The sequence below is a fragment of the Streptomyces sp. NPDC102467 genome, assembly GCF_044765445.1.
Classification (GTDB): Bacteria; Actinomycetota; Actinomycetes; order Streptomycetales; family Streptomycetaceae; genus Streptomyces.
Genome location: NZ_JBIWKA010000010.1, coordinates 1 through 16,842 on the forward strand (window position 1 = coordinate 1; position 16,842 = coordinate 16,842).

Here is a 16,842-nt window from a genome sequence, read left to right on the forward strand (position 1 = left end):
ATGACGGCCGGAGACGGGGTAATCAACATATCTGGCGTTGACTTTTGGCACGCTGTTGAGTTCTCAAGGAACGGACGCTTCCTTTGTACTCACCCGCAGAACATTCTCTGGGGCTTTCCTCCGGGCGCTTCCCTTCGGTCTTGCTGTCTTGCGTTTCCGACTCTATCAGATCTTTCCGATCCGATTTCCTCGGGGTCTTGCTCCGCTTTTCAGGATTTCCGCTTTCGCGGTTTTCCTTTCCGGCGGTTCCGACTTTATCAGAGATTCTGAGTCGGATTTCCCGACCCTCTTGGGAACGTGTCCGAGCACGGTAAGTGCGCGGGGTTCCCCCTCGGGCGGAGCCGTAAACCTACTGGAGCGGGGCGCCCCGATGCAAATCGTGGCGCCCCGCTCCTGAGTACTGCTGCCGCGACCTCAGACCTCGACGACGACCGGGAGGATCATCGGGCGCCGGCGGTAGGTGTCCGACACCCACTTGCCCAGCACGCGGCGGATCAGCTGCTGCAACTGGTGAGGCTCGACGACACCGTCCTGGGCCGACTTCTCCAGGACTTCCTGGATCCTCGGGACGACGGCGGTGAACGCCGAGTCCTCGATGCCGGAGCCGCGTGCCTGGATGTTCGGGCCGCTGGTGATCTTTCCGGTGCTGGAGTCCACCACCACGAAGACCGAGATGATGCCCTCGTCCCCGAGGATCCTGCGGTCCTTGAGCGCGGGCTCACGGACGTCACCGACGGAGAGGCCGTCCACGTAGACGTAACCGGCCTGGACCTTGCCCACGATCTTCGCCTTGCCCTCGACGAGGTCGACGACGACGCCGTCCTCGGCGATGACGATGCGGTCGTGCGGGACGCCGGTGAGGGCGCCGAGCTCGGCGTTGGCGCGCAGGTGGCGCCATTCGCCGTGGACCGGCATCAGGTTCTTGGGCTTGCAGATGTTGTAGAAGTACAGGAGCTCGCCCGCGGACGCGTGGCCCGAGACGTGCACCTTGGCGTTGCCCTTGTGGACGACGTGGGCGCCCCAGCGGGTCAGGCCGTTGATGACGCGGTAGACCGCGTTCTCGTTACCGGGGATCAGCGACGACGCCAGGATCACCGTGTCACCGGAGACGATGCGGATCTGGTGGTCGCGGTTCGCCATCCGGGACAGGGCCGCCATCGGTTCGCCCTGAGAGCCCGTGCAGACCAGGACGATCTGGCTGTCCGGAAGGTCGTCGAGCGTCTTCACGTCTACGACCAGGCCCGGCGGGACCTTCAGGTATCCGAGGTCACGGGCGATGCCCATGTTGCGGACCATCGAGCGGCCCACGAAGGCGACGCGGCGGCCGTACTCGTGCGCGGCGTCCAGGATCTGCTGGATGCGGTGCACATGGCTGGCGAACGACGCGACGATGATCCGCTTCTGCGCGCCGGCGAAGACGCCCCGGACCACGTTCGAGATGTCGCGCTCCGGCGGGACGAAGCCGGGGACCTCGGCGTTGGTCGAGTCGGTGAGGAGAAGGTCGATGCCTTCCTCGCCGAGCCGCGCGAAGGTCGGCAGGTCCGTCAGGCGGCGGTCCAGCGGAAGCTGGTCCATCTTGAAGTCGCCCGTGTGGACCACCATGCCGGCCGGAGTGCGGATGGCGACGGCCAGCGCGTCCGGGATGGAGTGGTTGACCGCGATGAACTCGCAGTCGAAGGGGCCGAGCCGCTCGCGGTCACCCTCGGAGACCTCGAGCGTGTACGGGCGGATGCGGTGCTCCTGGAGCTTCGCCTCGATCAGGGCGAGGGTCAGCTTGGAGCCGATCAGCGGAATGTCCGGCTTCTCGCGGAGAAGGTAGGGGACAGCGCCGATGTGGTCCTCGTGGCCGTGCGTCAGGACGATGCCCTCGATGTCGTCGAGGCGGTCCCTGATGGACGTGAAGTCCGGCAGGATCAGGTCGATTCCGGGCTGCTCCTCCTCGGGGAAGAGCACTCCGCAGTCGACGATCAGCAGACGGCCTTCGTACTCGAAGACGGTCATGTTGCGCCCGATCTCACCGAGGCCGCCGAGCGGCGTGACGCGCAGGCCGCGCTTCGGGAGCTTCGGCGGGGCACCGAGTTCAGGATGCGGATGACTCAAAAGACTCTCCCTTAAGCACGCGCGCCACGTACCTGTAGGCACGTGGCGCGCATGACGTTCGTGCAGTAGCAGTTGTTGGTGTTTCTTCGGTGTTGCCTATGTTCTGTTGATTCAGTTGTGAAGCTTTTCGAAGTCTGTGGTTAGAGCTGTACCCCACCGGCAGCAAGATCGATCTTGAGCTGTGCCGTCTCGTCAGGGGTGAGCTCGACGAGCGGCAGGCGGAGCGGTCCGGCCGGCAGATTCTGCAGGGTCAGCGCCGCCTTCGTCGTGATGACGCCCTGCGTGCGGAACATGCCGGTGAAGACGGGGAGCAGCTTCTGGTGGATCTCCGTGGCCTTGTGCACGTCGCCCGACAGGTACGCGTCGAGCATCGCGCGCAGTTCGGGTGCGACCACATGGCCGACGACCGAGACGAAGCCGCATGCGCCGACCGAGAGCAGCGGCAGGTTGAGCATGTCGTCGCCGGAGTACCAGGCGAGGCCGGAGCGGGCTATTGCCCAGCTGGCGCGGCCGAGGTCACCCTTGGCGTCCTTGTTGGCGACGATGCGCGGGTGCTGGGCGAGCCGCACGATCGTGTCCGTGTTGATCGGTACGCCACTGCGGCCCGGGATGTCGTAGAGCATCACAGGCAGTTCGGTCGAGTCCGCGATCGCCGTGAAGTGGCGGAGCAGGCCCTCCTGCGGGGGCTTGTTGTAGTACGGCGTGACCGTGAGCAGGCCGTGCGCGCCGGCCTGCTGGGCGTCGCGGGCGAGCTCGATGCTGTGGTGCGTGTCGTTCGTGCCGACCCCGGCGATGACGTGGGCGCGGTCGCCGACCGCCTCCACGACGGCTCGTACGAGATCCGCTTTCTCCGCGTTGCTGGTGGTCGGGGACTCGCCCGTGGTGCCGTTGACGATCAGGCCGTCGTTGCCTGCGTCCACCAGGTGGGCGGCGAGTCGCTGCGCGCCGTCGAGGTCGAGTGCGCCGTCCGCCGTCAAGGGCGTGACCATGGCGGTGAGGACCCTCCCGAAGGGGGTCTGCGGAGTGGAGGTCGGAGCCATGGGTAACACGCTACTCGCTGCTCAGTACCGGGTCCCCCCTCGGGGGATGCGACAAGTCACGACAAAGATGGAGCCCGGCACTGCCTGCTCGGGGGTTCAAGCAGTGCCGGGTCCGTTCGACCAGGCTAGACGGACTTTCTTAAATGCCGCAATACGGACACTTCGGCGGCCCATCCGCACATCTGTGCCGCCCCCACCGTGGAGTGATCAAGGGGCGCCCAGGTCCAGGGCTACGGAGCCACCCGTCCGTTGGCGTTGAACGCCGCGTACGTCAGCGGCATGAGCTTGGCCCACTCCGCCTCCATCTTTTCGCCGACCATCTCGATCTCCCGCTGCGGGAAGGACGGGACCTTGGCCAGCTCATGCTGGGTGCGCAGGCCCAGGAAGTGCATCAACGAGCGCGCGTTGCACGTCGCGTACATCGACGAATACAGACCGACCGGCAGCACCGCGCGCGCCACCTCGCGGGCCACGCCCGCGGCCAGCATCTCCTGGTAGGCCTCGTACGCCTGAAGGTAGGAGGCCTCCATGGCGCGGCCCGTCAGCTCCTGCTGGGCCTGCGTGCCCTCGACGAACCGGTACTTGCCCGGGCGGCCCTCCTGCACGAGCTTGCGGTCGGCGTCAGGGACGTAGAAGACCGACTGGAGCTCCCTGTACCGGCCCGACTCCTCGTTGTACGACCAGCCCACGCGGTGCCGCATGAACTCGCGGAAGACGAAGATCGGGGCGCTGATGAAGAACGTCATCGAGTTGTGCTCGAAGGGGCTGCCGTGCCGGTCCCGCATCAGGTAGTTGATGAGGCCCTTGGAACGCTCGGGGTCCTTCGACATCTCGTCCAGAGACTGCTCGCCCACCGTGGAGACGCGGGCCGCGAACAGCACGTCCGAGTCGCTCGCGGTGTGCTTCACCAGCTCGACGGTGACGTCGCCTCGGAACGTCGGCTTGAGGTCTTCGGCAGGTGTTTCGGTCACGGCTCGGGGGGGTTCCTTCCATCACTTCTGTCGGGCGGCGCCCACTCTACGGGCCGCCACTGACAACGAGTCATTCGCTCGCTTCTCGCGACGATCCCCCGCGAACGAGAGCGAACTTCTGTGAATTTGGTGAAAGTGGGCACCATTTGGGCCGTTCGCTCGTCTGTGTAGATGAACACACTTCGTTCGAACCCCTTGAGGAGAAGCACCGCCCATGTTTCGTCGGCGCGAGCCCGTACCGTTCGCCTTCATCGCCGAAGCCGACAAGTTCCGCAGTAACGTCACGCCGCCTGAGCGCGCGCGTCCCTCCGCAGGTCAGGTAGCCGGTCGCACGCTGGTGGGTCTGACCGTCGTGGCCGGGCTCGTGGGCTCCCTGCTGTTCGGGATGCCTGCGCTGTCGGCCGATCAGTCCACCCAGCACGTTCAGCAGTCCGAGGCCTCCGACGGGCGTTGAAGCGTCGCACTCGTCCGGACCCCCTGAGGTGGAAGGCCGGAGCGTGCCTGGGTAGCCTCACCGGGCACAGCCCCCATCCAGTGTGGATCGAGTGAGGACCCGCCGTGCCCCTGCCTTTCCTGACGGCCGACCGTGCTTTCGACGAGGCCGCGGACACTGCGCTGCCCTTCGACGACCGCGACCAGTGGCGCCGCCCCTACCGCCCGGGCCCGTACCGGGTGGGCGCGGCCGCGCTGGTGCTGCTCCTGGCGTCGTACGTGCTGTTCGCCGCAGTGATCATCGCGGTCGCCGGGGACACCACGGCCGCCAGTGTGTGCGGGGTGTGCGCTGTCCTGATCATCGCGGCCTCGCTGCGGTTGTTGCGCATGGGGACGTGGGTGAGCGCCCTCGGTCTGCGTCATGTCTCTTTCTTCAGGACGCTGACCGCGCCCTGGAACACGGTCGTGGCCACGCGCACGGTGCAGCAGCCGGTGCGCTGGCTCGGACTGCCTCGCACCGTGCAGGGGCAGGCCCTGGTCCTCGTACGACGGGATCGGCAGGGGGAAGCGACGGCGCTGCTCACCAGCGCGAGCGGAGACTTCCTCGGCCGGTCTACCGCGTTCGACCGAGCCGCGGACAGCATCGAGGTGTGGACCGAGGAGTACCGGCCCCAGCACTGAGCCGCACGGGCGTGTGAAGGGGCCCGCACCGTCGTCATGACGGTGCGGGCCCCTTCACCTGTGTCAGGCGCTTACAGGGCGCCCCTCCTGCAGAGCGATCGCGCGCTGCATCGCCTTCCGCGCGCGCGGGGTGTCCCGTGCGTCCTTGTAGGCCACGGCCAGCCGGAACCAGCAGCGCCAGTCGCCCGGGGTGTCCTCGGTCTCGGCCTTGCGCCGGCCGAAGACCTCGTCGGCGGAGTCGCGGTCGATGCGGCCGTACTGGTCGCGGCGCAGCTCGTCGACGGGCAGTCCGCCCTCCGCTTCCAGGAGTCCGGCGAGACGGTTGGCCTTGCGGACGAACTGGGTGTTCGCCCAGAGGAACCACACGCCGATCACGGGCAGGATCAGTACGGCCAGGCCGAAGGTGACCGTCAGCAACGTGCCCTGCTGGAGCAGCATGACGCCGCGGTCGCCGGCCAGGACGAAGTAGACGACCAGGACGGCGGCCGTGACGGCGTAGGTGATTTTCGCGCGCATCGCTGCAGTTCAGCCGTTCAGGTCGAGGAAGTGTTCCAGGCCGAAGGTGAGGCCGGGAGCCGTCACGACCTTGCGGGCGCCCAGCAGGATGCCCGGCATGAAGCTGCTGTGGTGCAGCGAGTCGTGGCGGACGGTCAGCGTCTCGCCCTCGCCGCCCAGGAGGACCTCCTGGTGGGCGAGGAGGCCACGCAGCCGCACCGAGTGGACCGGGACGCCGTCGACGTCCGCGCCGCGGGCTCCGTCGAGCGCTGTGGTCGTCGCGTCGGGCTGCGGGGCGCTGCCCGCCTTCTGCCGTGCCGCGGCGATCAGTTGCGCCGTACGGGAAGCCGTGCCGGAGGGGGCGTCGACCTTCTTCGGGTGGTGCAGTTCGATGACCTCGACGGACTCGAAGTACGGGGCCGCCACCTCGGCGAACTTCATGGTCAGGACCGCGCCGATGGAGAAGTTCGGAGCAATGAGCACGCCCGTCCCCGGGGACGCGGCCAGCCACTGCTGGAGCTGTGCGAGGCGGTCCTCGGTCCAGCCCGTCGTGCCGACGACTCCGTGGATTCCGTGGCGTACACAGAACTCCAGGTTCTCCAGCACCGAGTCGGGCGTGGTCAGTTCGACCGCGACCTGGGCGCCCGACTCGACGAGGGTGTCCAGCTTGTCGCCGCGACCGAGGGCCGCGACCAGCTCCATGTCCTCGGCGGCCTCGACGGCCCGTACGGCCTCGGAGCCGATGCGGCCCCCGGCTCCGAGGACCGCCACGCGCAGCTTGCTCATGTCTTCCCTGATCCTTACGTAGGTGGGCTGTTACGCGACCACTTCGTGCAGGCGCGCGGCCTGCTTGTCCTTGAGCGGGCCGATGACCGACAAGGACGGGCGCTGTCCCAGGATGTCGCGTGCGACCTCGCGCACCTCGTCCGGGGTCACGGCGGCGATGCACTCCAGCATGTCGTCGACCGACATCTGCTCGCCCCAGCACAGCTCGCTCTTACCGATGCGGTTCATCAGCGCGCCCGTGTCCTCCAGGCCGAGGACCGTGGAACCGGCCAGCTGGCCGATGGCGCGGCGGATCTCGTCGTCGCTCAGACCGTCCCGCGCGACCTGGTCGAGCTCGTCCCGGCAGATCTTCAGGACGTCGTGCACCTGGCTGGGGCGGCAGCCCGCGTAGACGCCGAAGAGGCCGCAGTCCGCGAAGCCCGAGGTGTACGAGTACACGCTGTACGCAAGCCCGCGCTTCTCGCGGACCTCCTGGAAGAGGCGGGACGACATGCCGCCGCCCAGCGCCGTGTTGAGCACGCCCATGGCCCAGCGGCGCTCATCGGTGCGGGCCAGGCCCGGCATGCCGAGGATGACGTGGGCCTGCTCGGTCTTGCGGTCGATGACCTCCATGCGGCCGGCCGTGCGCAGCGTCTTGCGGCCCGCGCGCGGGCCGACGGGAGCCGCGGCCGGACCGCTCAGCGCGCCGGCCCTCTCGAAGGCCGCGCGGACCTGCCGTACGACCTTGTCGTGGTCCACGTTGCCCGCGGCGGCGACGACCAGGTGGGTCGGGTCGTAGTGCTTCTTGTAGAAGCGGCTGATCTGGCCGCGGTCGAGGGCGTTGATCGTGTCGACCGTGCCGAGGACGGGGCGGCCCAGGGGCGTGTCACCGAGCATCGTGTGCGAGAACAGGTCGTGCACGACGTCGCCCGCGTCGTCCTCGGTCATCGCGATCTCTTCGAGGATCACGCCGCGCTCCGCGTCGACATCCGCCTCCTCGATGAGGGAGCCGGTCAGCATGTCGCAGACGACATCTATGGCCAGCGGCAGATCGGTGTCGAGCACGCGCGCGTAGTAGCACGTGAACTCCTTCGCCGTGAAGGCGTTCATCTCGCCACCGACCGCGTCGATCGTGGCGGAGATGTCGAGGGCGCTCCTACGGGAGGTGCCCTTGAAGAGGAGGTGCTCCAAGTAGTGCGTCGCGCCGTTCAGCGTCGGCGTCTCGTCGCGGGAGCCCACATGTGCCCAGATACCGAAGGTCGCCGAGCGGACGGAGGGCAGGGTCTCGGTGACGATGCGCAGCCCGCTCGGGAGCGTGGTCTTACGTACCGTGCCGATGCCGTTGTGGCCCTTGATCAGGGTTTGGGTACGGGCGACGGCCCGCGCCTCCGAGGAGGTGCGGGCCGTCGCCTTGGTGCTACGAGACGTCACTTGTCGGTGTCGTCCTTCGCGTCGTCGCCCTCTTCGCCCTCGACCACGGGGATGAGGGAGAGCTTGCCGCGGGAGTCGATCTCGGCGATCTCGACCTGGACCTTGGCGCCCACGCCCAGCACGTCCTCGACGTTCTCCACACGCTTGCCACCGGCGAGCTTGCGGATCTGCGAGATGTGCAGCAGACCGTCCTTGCCCGGGAGCAGCGAGATGAACGCACCGAAGGTCGTCGTCTTCACGACGGTACCCAGGTAGCGCTCTCCGACCTCCGGCATGGTCGGGTTGGCGATGCCGTTGATCGTGGCGCGGGCGGCCTCGGCCTGCGAGCCCTGGGCGGCACCGATGTAGATGGTGCCGTCGTCCTCGATCGTGATGTCGGCGCCGGTGTCCTCCTGGATCTGGTTGATCATCTTGCCCTTGGGGCCGATGACCTCACCGATCTTGTCCACGGGGATCTTGACGGTGATGATCCGCGGGGCGTTCGGGGACATCTCGTCCGGGACGTCGATCGCTTCCATCATCACGTCGAGGATGTGGAGGCGGGCGTCACGGGCCTGCTTGAGGGCGGCGGCCAGGACGGAGGCCGGGATGCCGTCGAGCTTCGTGTCGAGCTGGAGGGCCGTCACGAACTCCTTGGTGCCGGCGACCTTGAAGTCCATGTCACCGAAGGCGTCCTCGGCACCGAGGATGTCGGTGAGGGCGACGTAGTGCGTCTCGCCCTTGATCTCCTGGGAGATCAGGCCCATGGCGATACCGGCGACGGGGGCCTTCAGCGGCACACCGGCGTTCAGCAGCGACATGGTGGAGGCGCAGACCGAGCCCATGGACGTCGAGCCGTTCGACCCGAGGGCCTCGGAGACCTGACGGATCGCGTAGGGGAACTCCTCGCGCGTCGGCAGGACCGGCACGATCGCGCGCTCGGCGAGCGCGCCGTGGCCGATCTCGCGGCGCTTCGGGGAGCCGACGCGGCCCGTCTCACCGACGGAGTACGGCGGGAAGTTGTAGTTGTGCATGTAGCGCTTGCGGGTCACCGGGGAGAGGGTGTCCAGCTGCTGCTCCATGCGCAGCATGTTCAGCGTGGTGACGCCCAGGATCTGGGTCTCGCCACGCTCGAACAGGGCGGAGCCGTGCACGCGCGGGATGGCCTCGACCTCGGCGGCCAGGGTGCGGATGTCGGTGACACCGCGGCCGTCGATGCGGGTCTTCTCCTTGATGACGCGCTCACGGACCAGGGACTTGGTCAGCGAGCGGTACGCGGCGGAGATTTCCTTCTCGCGGCCCTCGAACTGCGGGAGCAGCTTCTCGGCGGCCAGACCCTTGACGCGGTCCAGCTCGGCCTCGCGGTCCTGCTTGCCCGGGATGGTCAGGGCGGCCGACAGCTCGGTCTTGACCGCGGCGGTCAGGGCCTCGAGCACGTCGTCCTGGTAGTCCAGGAAGATCGGGAACTCGGCGGTCGGCTTCGCGGCCTTCGCGGCGAGGTCGGCCTGGGCCTTGCACAGCACCTTGATGAAGGGCTTCGAGGCGTCGAGACCGGCGGCCACGACCTCCTCGGTCGGCGCCTCGGCGCCGCCCTTGACCAGCTGGATGGTCTTCTCGGTGGCCTCGGCCTCGACCATCATGATCGCGACGTCGCCGTCCTCGAGGACGCGGCCGGCGACCACCATGTCGAAGACGGCGTCCTCGAGCTCGGTGTGCGTCGGGAACGCGACCCACTGGCCGTTGATCAGCGCGACGCGGACGCCGCCGACCGGGCCGGAGAAGGGCAGGCCGGCCAGCTGCGTGGACGCGGACGCGGCGTTGATCGCCACGACGTCGTACAGGTGGTCGGGGTTGAGCGCCATGATCGTGGCGACGACCTGGATCTCGTTGCGAAGGCCCTTCTTGAAGGACGGGCGCAGCGGGCGGTCGATCAGGCGGCAGGTGAGGATCGCGTCCTCGGAGGGGCGGCCCTCGCGGCGGAAGAAGCTGCCGGGGATCTTGCCCGCGGCGTACTGCCGCTCCTCGACGTCCACCGTGAGGGGGAAGAAGTCGAGGTTTTCCTTGGGGTTCTTCGAGGCCGAGGTGGCCGAGAGCACCATGGTGTCGTCGTCGAGGTAGGCGACGGCGGAGCCGGCGGCCTGGCGGGCCAGACGGCCCGTCTCGAAGCGGATGGTGCGGGTGCCGAAGGAGCCGTTGTCAATGACGGCCTCGGCGTAGTGGGTCTCGTTCTCCACTAGCGTTTTCTCCATTACTTTCGTCTGTTTCGTCTTTTGTCCGCATCTGCCCGTGTGGCAGGGGGACGGGCGGAGAAGCGCGCCGTGAATGCGGGCCGGTCTTCGATCGAAGCTCCCGGTGATCCTCTTACGTCTCCGGGGGCCACTACCGAGGACCGGCGGCGGCGAGGGTGCGCTTCTCCTCTTCGTACGTCACCAGACTACAAAGCGTCTGTGACAATGCGCACGTACAGCAAAGGGAGCGGCCCCCTCAAGAGTGGGAACCGCTCCCCTTCATGGCGTTCTAGCGGGCGCCGGCCGCACCGCGGCGGATGCCGAGGCGCTCGACCAGCGCACGGAAGCGCTGAATGTCCTTCTTGGCCAGGTACTGCAGAAGGCGGCGACGCTGGCCGACCAGGATCAGCAGACCACGACGCGAGTGGTGGTCGTGCTTGTGCGTCTTGAGGTGCTCGGTGAGGTCCGAGATACGGCGGGAGAGCATGGCGACCTGGACCTCGGGGGAGCCGGTGTCGCCCTCCTTCTGGCCGAACTCGGAGATGAGCTGCTTCTTCGTAGCGGCGTCGAGCGACACGCGTACTCCTCGTAGTGTTCTTCGTGGCCACCGAGCGCCCCTGGTCTACATCTCAGGGAAGCTTCCGTAACTCGGAGCCGGGGATCCGCCGGGCGCTGCCCCCCAGGATTGGAGCGGGGGCGCGTACACAAGCGGCCGTCACACAGCGTACCAGCCGCCGGGAGCGCCCCCGACCGGGTCCTGATCCGACCGGCCCCGACTGGCCCGTCCGGTCTCAGCCGGTTGTCTCAGCTGGTCATGGCCCGTGCCGACGCGTACACGTCGAAGACGGCGAGGGCCAGCGGGATCAGGGTGAGCAGCACGAACGTCTCGGCGATCTCCAGGAAGCGGCCCCAGAAGGGGGTGACGCCGCGGCGCGGGGTGATCAGGCCGATCGCGGTGACCAGGGCGGTCGCCGCACCGATGGCCGCGGCGATCCACACCGTACGGATGTCGAGCGCGGTGGTGTCGTGCTTGAGCACGGCTTCGTGCAGGTACTCCATCGGGGGGTGCAGCGCGAGACCGAGGCCAAGGAAGACGAGGGCCGCGAGGCCCGCCGCGAGGGTGGCGCCTACTTGTGCGGTGTAGCGGAACAGGTGGGCGCGCATCAGCATCGCGATGCCGGTGGCCAGCGCCAGCAGCTGTCCCCATACGTTGCTGGAGAAGCCGAGGACGATCGACGCGCCTACGGAGACGAGGGCGCAGCCGCCGACGAGGCCGACGAGCAGTTCGTGGCCGCGGCGGGCCTGTGCTGCGACGCGCTCGGCGTCGACGGCCTCGTGCGGGTCGGCCGGGCCGCTCGCGGTCTCGTAGCCGGCCCGCGCCTGGTTGGGCGGTTCGAAGCCGATGGGCAGCCGCGAGAAACGCATCGACAGGCCGGGCAGGAAGGCCAGCGCGCATACGGAGAGCGGCGCGCAGATGGCGGCCGTCTCGATGGGCTTCAGATGCGTGAGGAGCGCGATGAAGGTGGTCAGCAGCCCGATCAGGGAGGCGAAGACGAACGCCACGAAGGGGCCGTCACCGCCGGGCGACACCAGCGTGAGGACTACGGAGACGATCAGGACCGCCGCGCAGGCGAGCAGGAACTGGAGGCGGCCGATGCCCTGGCCCGCGGAGAGCGGCAGCAGTCCCGAACCCGCCACCGCGATGTTCGGCAGGGCGCCGAGACCGAGCGCGACCGCCGAGCCGCGGTCGCCGTAGACCCGCCCGCGTACGCACGCCAGGGTGATCAGGAGGAGACCGGCGACGCCGGCGAGGATGCCCTGGAGGCTGTGCATGTCGTGGCGGATCTGGGAGTTCCAGGCCACGAAGGCGATCAGGGCGGGCAGGATGCCGCCGGCCACCAGGCCCGCCGCGCGCGTGAGGTCGCCGCTCCACAGGGTGCGGTCCTTGGTGACGGCGGAGGCCACGGCCTCGGAGACGTCGTCGAAGACCGCGGGCGGCAGCGACTCGGAGAACGGGCGCAGTGTGAGCAGCTCGCCGTCCAGGATGCGCTGCGCGGCGAACGAGCGGGCGCTGTCGAGGACCGTGCCGTCACGGCGTACGAGGTGGTAGCCGACGGGGGCGCCCTCGGCCGGGCTCTGCTGGGAGAGCCGCAGGATCTCGGGGTACAGGTCGGCGACCGGTACGTCGTCGGGCAGCGCCACGTCGATGCGGCTGTCGGGCGCCACGATGGTGACGCGGCAGAAGCCGAGACCCGTGCTCGCCACGGCAGGGGCTTGGGTGCCCGTTCCGCCGGCTCGGCCGGTCGGCGCGGAGGCCGTCATGCTCACCTGCTGTTCCCCCTTTTTGCGAAGACTCTTGCGAGGCTCTTCCGAAAAACTCGGTCGTGCGGGGACGGGCGCGGTGCGGTACCGAGCCCGTCCGTCTGTAAAGATCCTGTGTACGTTGCGCCCCGCGTCCCGCGGGGCCGGTCACACGCGCCGTCCGGCCCGGAATCCGGGGGCGGCACACGATCCGAACCGTGCGGATTGCCCCATTTTCCCGGGCGGATTCGCAACTGCTCACGCGCACCACCGGCACCCTACCGCCCGCCCGTGTCAGTGGTTGTCAGTAGGATCGCGAACCGCGATCGACGTCCGCCTGACACGGGGCGGCGGACGGAACAGCTCGGTCCGGCAAGGGAATTGGTGCAGAGTGAGCCACATCGTCGTCAAGCGCCCACCTCGGGCACTGCCGTCCGAGGTGCCCACGGAAGAGGTGGTGCTGCAGCCGCCGCCGGAGCTTCCGCGCGGGCAGCAAGAGGGCGCGCTGATGCAGATCCTCCCCATGCTCGGCATGGGCGGCTCAGTCGTGTTCTTCTTCAACCCGCAGGCCCAGCCCTTCATGAAGATCATGGGCATGGTCATGGTGGCGTCCACGATCGCGATGGGTATCGCGATGCTCGCCCGCTACCGCAAGGGCAACCAGGGGCAGATGGCGGACATGCGCCGCGACTACCTGCGCTATCTGTCGCAGACGCGGCGCGAGGCCCTGGGCACGGCCCGCAAGCAGCGCGACGCGCAGTACTACCTGCACCCTTCGCCCGAGCAACTGTGGGCGCTGGTCGCCGAGGGCAGCCGCGTATGGGAGCGGCGCACCGGTGACGAGGACTTCGGGCAGGTACGGGTGGGCCTCGGCCCACAAGGTCTGGCCACTCCCCTGGTGCCGCCGCAGACCGCCCCTGTCGACGAGTTGGAACCGCTGACGGCAGGCGCGATGCAGCGCTTCCTCGCCACGCACAGCACGCTCGAGGAACTACCGATGGCGGTGTCGCTGCGGGCCTTCTACCACGTGTCCGTGAGCGGCGAGCCGACGACCGTGCGCGGCTCCGCCCGCGCCCTGGTCGCCTCCCTCGCCTCGATGCACTCCCCCGAGGACCTCGTCGTCGCCGTTGCCGCCGGGCGCCAGACCGCACCGGAATGGGAGTGGGCGAAGTGGCTCCCCCACAACCAGGTGCCGGGGCTCTCCGACGGCGCGGGCAGCCGCCGCCTCATCACGACCGTCCCCGACGAGCTGGAGGAACTGCTCGGCACCCGTCTCGAAGGACGGCCGCGCTTCCACCCCGGCGGCGCGCCCGTGCCCGAGCAGCCGCACCTGGTGGTCGTCCTCGACGGTGTCTCCCTGCCTCCTACGTCGCTGTTGGCCAGCCCTGAAGGTCTGCAAGGCGTGACGGTCCTGGAGGTCGTGCCCGGCGACCTCGCGGCCGGCCGCGGCGACCTCTCCGTCGTCGTACAGCCGAAGGTGCTGCGCCTGGAGTCGGCGCACGGCATGGTCTACGAAGGCACCCCGGACGTGCTCTCGTACGCGGCCGCCGAGGCGCTCGCCCGCCAGCTCGCGCCGCTGCGCATGGCGTCGGGCGGCGACAGCGACGACGAGCCGCTGCTCGCCAACCTCGAGTTCACCGACCTGATGAACCTGGGCGACGCGGCGACCGTCGACACCAAGCGCACCTGGCGCCCGCGCTCGCAGGCCGAGCGCCTGCGCGTGCCCATCGGTGTCGGCGACGACGGCCGGCCCGTGATGCTCGACCTGAAGGAAGCCGCACAGGAAGGCATGGGCCCGCACGGCCTGTGCGTGGGCGCCACCGGTTCCGGTAAGTCGGAGCTGCTGCGCACCCTGGTGCTCGGTCTCGCGGTGACGCACTCCTCCGAGACGCTGAACTTCGTCCTCGCGGACTTCAAGGGTGGTGCCACGTTCGCCGGCATGTCCCAGATGCCGCACGTCGCGGCCGTGATCACGAACCTCTCGGACGACCTCACCCTCGTCGACCGCATGGGTGACTCGATCCGCGGTGAGCTCAACCGCCGCCAGGAGATGCTCCGCGACGCGGGCAACTACGCGAACATCCACGACTACGAGAAGGCGCGCGCGGCCGGTGCGCCGCTGCAGCCGATCCCTTCGCTCGTCCTGGTGATCGACGAGTTCAGTGAGCTGTTGACGGCGAAGCCGGACTTCATCGAGATGTTCGTGCAGATCGGCCGCATCGGCCGATCGCTCGGCGTGCACCTGCTGCTCGCCTCGCAGCGCCTTGAGGAGGGCCGCCTGCGCGGCCTGGAGACATACCTTTCCTACCGGGTCGGTCTGCGGACCTTCTCCGCCGCCGAGTCCCGTGCCGCCCTCGGCGTCCCGGACGCGTACGAGCTGCCGAACGTGCCGGGTTCCGGCTTCCTGAAGTTCGGCACCGACGAGATGGTGCGGTTCAAGGCCGCATACGTGTCGGGGGTGTACCGCACCGGTTCGGCGCAGGTCGCGACCCCCAGCGGATCGCTTCCGGTGGACCGGCGGCCGGCGCTGTTCACGGCGGCCGAGGTGCCCGTGCAGTACATCCCGGTGCCGCAGCAGCGCGAGGAGGCACCGCGCGACGACAAGGACGACGCGCTCGCCGACACCGTGCTCGACGTGATCGTGCGGCGCCTGGAGGCGCAGGGTCCCGCGGCGCACCAGGTGTGGCTGCCGCCGCTGGACAGCCCGCCGTCGCTCGACTCGCTGCTGCCCGGCCTCACGCCCGTACAGGGCCGCGGTCTCACACAGCCCGGCTACGAAGGCGCCGGACGCCTGGTCGTTCCCGTCGGCCTCGTCGACAAGCCGTACGAGCAGCGGCGCGACCCGCTGTGGATCGACTTCGGCGGCGCGGCGGGCCACATGCAGATCCTCGGTGGTCCGCAGTCCGGCAAGTCGACGCTGCTGCGCTCGCTCATCGCGTCGTTCGCGCTGACGCACACGCCGCAGGAAGTGCAGTTCTACGGGCTCGACTTCGGTGGTGGCGGTATGGCGGCCGTGGCCGGCCTGCCGCACGTGGGTGGCGTGGCCTCGCGCCTGGACCCCGAGAAGGTGCGCCGTACGGCCGCCGAGGTCTACGGCGTGCTGACGCGTCGCGAGGAGTACTTCCGTACGGCGGGCATCGCCTCGATCGCCGACTTCCGCAACCGCCGCGCGCGGGGCGACATCTCGATGACCGACCAGCCGTGGGGCGACGTGTTCCTCGTCATCGACGGCTGGGGCAACTTCCGTACGGACTACGAGGCGTTGGAGCCGTTCGTCCTGGACATCGCGGCCCGCGGCCTCGGTTACGGCATCCACGTGGTCCTGACGGCGTCGCGGTCCATGGAGGTCCGGGCGAACATGAAGGACCACCTCATGAACCGCCTGGAACTGCGGCTCGGCGACACGATGGACTCCGAGTTCGACCGCAAGATCGCGGCCAACGTCCCGACGGGCGTGCCAGGTCGCGGCCAGACCCCGCAGAAGCAGCACTTCATGGCGGCGGTCCCGCGCATCGACGGCCTCTCTTCGGACACCGACCTGGCCGAGGCCACGTCGGCGCTCGCCACGGAGGTCACCCGGCACTGGACGCAGCCCGGCGCCCCCGAAGTCCGGCTCCTGCCGCGCGAGTTCCCCGCGCGCCAGCTGCCGCCGGGCGACCGGTTCCCGGAGCGCGGCGTCTCCTTCGCGCTCGACGAGGACAACCTCGAGCCGGTCTTCGTCGACTTCGACCAGGACCCGTTCTTCCTGATCTTCGGCGAGAGCGAGTCCGGCAAGTCGAACCTGCTGAAGCTGCTCATCCGACAGCTCACGCAGCGCTACAGCGGCGACAGCTGCAAGCTGTTCGTGGTCGACAACCGGCGCTCGCTCCTCGATGTCACCCCGGCCTCGCACCTGGCCGAGTACATCCCGATGTCGAACCAGATGTCGCACCACATGGACGCGCTGGTCGATCTGATGCAGCGGCGCACGCCGACCGCAGACGTGACGGCTCAGCAGCTGCGTGACCGCAGTTGGTGGCGCGGCCCGACGGTCTACGTGGTCATCGACGACTACGACCTGGTGTCGACGTCCAGCGGCAACCCGCTCTCGGGCCTGACCGAACTGCTGCCGTTCGCCCGCGACGTCGGCGTCCGCTTCATCATCGCCCGCTCCACCGCCGGCTCGGGCCGCGCCGGATACGAGGCCTTCATGCAGCGCATCAAGGAACTCGGCGCACAGGGCGTGGTGCTGGCCGGCGACCCGAACGAGGGCGACCTGCTCGGCGGGGTGCGGCCGCGGCCGATGCCGGCGGGTCGGGGCGTCTTCGTGTCGCGCAAGCGGGGGAAGCCGTTGGTGCAGGTCGGGTTGGAGGAGTAGGGGCGGGTCGCGATCGGCGGGGCTGTTGAAGGGGGCCGCACTCTGGGGAGTGCGGCCCCCTT

The 16,842-nt window shown here is 68.9% G+C and carries 12 protein-coding genes; 3 read left to right on the forward strand and 9 right to left on the reverse strand.

Annotated elements, in window-relative coordinates; genetic code table 11:
- Positions 1–414: 414 nt before the first annotated feature.
- The 3 genes from ACIREE_RS21400 to thyX all read right to left on the reverse strand — a co-directional run bounded on the left by ACIREE_RS21400 (position 415) and on the right by thyX (position 4,111).
- Positions 415–2,100: a ribonuclease J gene (locus ACIREE_RS21400; RefSeq protein WP_404154295.1), complete on the reverse strand. Its 1,686-nt coding sequence runs from the start codon at positions 2,098–2,100 to the stop codon at positions 415–417.
- A gap of 140 nt (positions 2,101–2,240) precedes the next feature.
- Positions 2,241–3,140, reverse strand: coding sequence for a 4-hydroxy-tetrahydrodipicolinate synthase (dapA, locus tag ACIREE_RS21405; protein WP_404154297.1), 900 nt, complete (start codon positions 3,138–3,140; stop codon positions 2,241–2,243).
- A 230-nt stretch (positions 3,141–3,370) separates the two neighbouring features.
- Entirely contained in the window at positions 3,371–4,111 is a 741-nt protein-coding gene (thyX, locus tag ACIREE_RS21410; protein ID WP_404154300.1) for an FAD-dependent thymidylate synthase, read from the reverse strand.
- A gap of 214 nt (positions 4,112–4,325) precedes the next feature.
- Between thyX and ACIREE_RS21415 the strand changes: the two genes are divergently transcribed.
- Positions 4,326–4,565, forward strand: coding sequence for a hypothetical protein (locus tag ACIREE_RS21415; protein ID WP_404154303.1), 240 nt, complete (start codon positions 4,326–4,328; stop codon positions 4,563–4,565).
- Positions 4,566–4,669: 104 nt separating this feature from the next.
- Entirely contained in the window at positions 4,670–5,224 is a 555-nt protein-coding gene (locus tag ACIREE_RS21420; RefSeq protein WP_404154307.1) for a hypothetical protein, read from the forward strand.
- Between the two features lie 63 nt (positions 5,225–5,287).
- Here ACIREE_RS21420 and ACIREE_RS21425 read toward each other — a convergent pair whose 3' ends face one another.
- The 6 genes from ACIREE_RS21425 to eccD all read right to left on the reverse strand — a co-directional run bounded on the left by ACIREE_RS21425 (position 5,288) and on the right by eccD (position 12,444).
- On the reverse strand, positions 5,288–5,740 hold the full coding sequence (locus ACIREE_RS21425; RefSeq protein WP_404154311.1) for a hypothetical protein: 453 nt from the start codon (positions 5,738–5,740) through the stop codon (positions 5,288–5,290).
- A gap of 9 nt (positions 5,741–5,749) precedes the next feature.
- Positions 5,750–6,505, reverse strand: a complete 756-nt coding sequence (gene dapB, locus ACIREE_RS21430; RefSeq protein ID WP_404154314.1) for a 4-hydroxy-tetrahydrodipicolinate reductase — start codon at positions 6,503–6,505, stop codon at positions 5,750–5,752.
- Positions 6,506–6,535: 30 nt separating this feature from the next.
- Positions 6,536–7,915: a M16 family metallopeptidase gene (locus tag ACIREE_RS21435; protein ID WP_404154317.1), complete on the reverse strand. Its 1,380-nt coding sequence runs from the start codon at positions 7,913–7,915 to the stop codon at positions 6,536–6,538.
- Positions 7,912–10,128, reverse strand: a complete 2,217-nt coding sequence (locus tag ACIREE_RS21440) for a polyribonucleotide nucleotidyltransferase (RefSeq protein WP_404154320.1) — start codon at positions 10,126–10,128, stop codon at positions 7,912–7,914. The genes ACIREE_RS21435 and ACIREE_RS21440 overlap by 4 nt, the downstream gene beginning before the upstream one ends.
- A gap of 283 nt (positions 10,129–10,411) precedes the next feature.
- Positions 10,412–10,699, reverse strand: coding sequence for a 30S ribosomal protein S15 (gene rpsO / locus ACIREE_RS21445; RefSeq protein ID WP_404154322.1), 288 nt, complete (start codon positions 10,697–10,699; stop codon positions 10,412–10,414).
- Between the two features lie 227 nt (positions 10,700–10,926).
- Positions 10,927–12,444, reverse strand: coding sequence for a type VII secretion integral membrane protein EccD (gene eccD, locus ACIREE_RS21450; RefSeq protein ID WP_404154325.1), 1,518 nt, complete (start codon positions 12,442–12,444; stop codon positions 10,927–10,929).
- A gap of 370 nt (positions 12,445–12,814) precedes the next feature.
- On the opposite strand from eccD, the gene eccCa reads away from it, so the two are divergent.
- The gene (gene eccCa, locus ACIREE_RS21455) at positions 12,815–16,780 is read left to right on the forward strand and encodes a type VII secretion protein EccCa (protein ID WP_404154328.1); all 3,966 of its coding nucleotides are present in this window, start codon (positions 12,815–12,817) and stop codon (positions 16,778–16,780) included.
- Positions 16,781–16,842 lie beyond the last annotated feature (62 nt).